Origin of the sequence: uncultured Veillonella sp., from assembly GCF_938010505.1 — a bacterium.
Classification (GTDB): Bacteria; Bacillota; Negativicutes; order Veillonellales; family Veillonellaceae; genus Veillonella.
In genome coordinates, this window is the sequence record NZ_CALLVP010000073.1 from 1 (window position 1) to 2,848 (window position 2,848).

Annotated in this window: 1 protein-coding gene and 1 pseudogene; both read left to right on the forward strand. The window is 39.7% G+C overall.

Annotated elements, in window-relative coordinates:
• Positions 1 to 574: 574 nt before the first annotated feature.
• A complete protein-coding gene (glmS, locus tag Q0507_RS04245) occupies positions 575 to 2,407 on the forward strand; it encodes a glutamine--fructose-6-phosphate transaminase (isomerizing) (protein WP_298712902.1) in 1,833 nt (610 codons plus the stop codon).
• 58 nt (positions 2,408 to 2,465) lie between these two features.
• Positions 2,466 to 2,848: pseudogene (locus Q0507_RS04250) on the forward strand (tryptophan--tRNA ligase); the annotation flags it as partial.

The window sequence follows — 2,848 nt, forward strand, 5'->3', positions numbered from 1 at the left end:
CGTAACTTTCTATAGGACAAACTATTTTTTCTATTTTTATGTTTCTTTTTAATCGTTGTTTTATTCATGATTAATATCTCCCAAATTATATACATACATTTTGAAAATACAACAAAATCTAATTGTGTAAAATTTAGAATGATAGAAGTATAATTTCTTACAATGAAAAGGACGTGAAGCATAGAAACAATCTTTTTTATTCCTTTTGAATTATCTGAGGTGGTTTACTTTTTATCGATTTTTTTAGTATAATACACTTTAGTACATATTTTATTTTGTACTGATTCTGCCATATATCACAGAAAGGAATTCCGAATTCGTAAAGGCGAATAGCGCAAGTACCCGCGAAGGCAGTCGTTAGGGTAGACGAGGTGAAGAGTGATCGAATAATCAGCGGATGCTCTTCCGGCACATTCATGTCGTAACAGATATTAAAAAGCCCATCGGTAACGATGGGGACAAAGTATATCTGAATGAATTGTATTAAATAATTAATACATAATTAGAACGTTAATTAGTTAGCCTTAGTTGTTGACTGGGGCTAGAATGCCCCCAGTTATAGGAGGATATATTTATGTGCGGTATCGTAGGATACATTGGCTTTAATCAAGCATCTGATTTCTTATTGGACGGTATGGCGAAATTAGAATACCGTGGTTATGACTCTGCAGGCATCGCTGTTATTGGTGCTGAAAATGTAATTAAAATTCAAAAAAAGGTTGGCCGTCTAGCTAATCTTGAAGCGATTGTAAAAGCAGATCCTAATGAAGGAACTGTAGGTATTGGTCATACTCGTTGGGCTACTCATGGTCGTCCATCCGATATGAATGCCCATCCTCATGCATCTGAAGATGGTAAATTTGCTGTTGTTCACAACGGTATTATCGAAAATTATATGCCTTTAAAAGAGGAGCTCATCAAAAAAGGATACCATTTCAAATCCGAAACGGATACTGAAGTAGTAGCTCACTTATTGGCAGATATGTATGATGGCGATTTCGTAGATACTGTACGTCGCATGCTCGCTCGTGTTGACGGTGCGTATGCTCTTGAAATCATCTGTGCTGATGAGCCAGACAAAATCATTTGTACGAAAAAAGAAAACCCATTGGTTATCGGTCTTGGTAAAGGTGAAAACTTTGTTGCATCCGATATTCCAGCTATCATTAACTATACGCGTGATATTTACATCTTGAGCGATGGTGAATTGGCTATCGTGACTCGAGATAATGTATCTGTATTTGACCGTGAAGGTAATGCAATCGATAAAGAAGTATTCCACGTAAGCTGGAATGCGGAAGCTGCTGAAAAAGGCGGTTATGAACACTTCATGTTGAAAGAAATTCATGACCAACCTAAGGCTGTTCGCGATACTTTCGGTACACACATCTCTGAAGATGGCAAAACTGTACACTTCGAGGAATTGAACTGGATTGCTGATGATGTAGCAGCTTTCAACAAAATCCTTATCGTTGCCTGTGGTACTGCATACCATGCAGGTCTTGTAACTAAACAATATATTGAAAGCTTGGCGCGTATTCCTGTAAATGTGGAAATCGCATCTGAGTACCGTTACAGCAATCCGTTGACTGATGACAAAACATTATGTATCGTTATCAGCCAATCCGGTGAAACATCCGATACATTGGCGGCTTTGAAAGAGGCTAAACGCCTTGGCGCTAAATCCTTGGCGATTACAAACGTTGTAGGTTCCAGTATCTCCCGTGAAGCAGATAATACTGTTTATACATGGGCGGGTCCTGAAATTTCCGTAGCGTCCACAAAAGCGTACACTACTCAATTAGTAGCAGGCTTGTTGTTCGCTGTATACCTTGGTCAATTGAACGGCAAAATGGATCCAGCTGTAGGCGAAGAAATCCTTAGCGGTATTCGTAACTTGCCTACATTGATTCACGAAATCTTTGAAGTGGACGAAGATATGAAAGCCTTTGCTAAGCATTATGGCTTCAAATCCGATGCATTCTTCTTGGGCCGTGCTATCGACTACGCAGTAGCGATGGAAGGTGCTTTGAAATTGAAAGAAATTTCTTACATCCACGCTGAGGCTTACGCTGGTGGTGAATTGAAACATGGTACCTTGGCTCTTATCGAAGAAGGCGTACCTGTTATCGCATTGGCTACACAAGAGGATGTGTACGACAAGATGATCAGCAATATCCGCGAAGTAAAAGCGCGTGAAGCTAGCGTAATCGGCATCGGTATGAAAGGTGATGAAGAATTATCTAAACACGTTGACCACATAATCTATGTGCCTCGTGCCAATAAATTCATCGCTCCAATCTTAGCGGTTGTACCATTGCAATTATTGGCGTACTACGCAGCGATTACTCGTGGTGCAGACGTAGACAAGCCACGTAACTTGGCTAAATCTGTAACCGTAGAATAATATATATAACCAACAGTGCTTTGGCACTGTTGGTTTATTTCAATATAGGGAGACTATTATGGCAGTTATATTTTCTGGCATCCAACCAAGTGGGGAGTTAACACTTGGTAATTATTTGGGGGCTTTACGTAATTTTTTAGACTATCAAGATACTGATGAATGTTATTATTGTATTGTTAACCAACATGCGATTACTGTACCGCAAGATCCAAAAGAGTTATTCCAAAATACTCGCAATTTAGCTGCACTATACCTTGCAGTTGGCCTCGATCCTAAGAAGGTAACCTTGTTCGTACAATCCGAAGTACCTGAGCATGTTAAGCTCGGATGGGTTATGCAATCTATTAGCTATGTAGGCGAATTAGAGCGCATGACACAGTACAAGGATAAGTCTCAAAAGCAAGGGGATTCTATCCCAACTGCATTGCTTACGTATCCACC

Coding starts and splice junctions, on each gene's coding strand:
- glmS (WP_298712902.1), top strand. CDS start 575: ATGTGCGGTATCGTAGGATACATTGGCTTTAATCAAGCATCTGATTTC.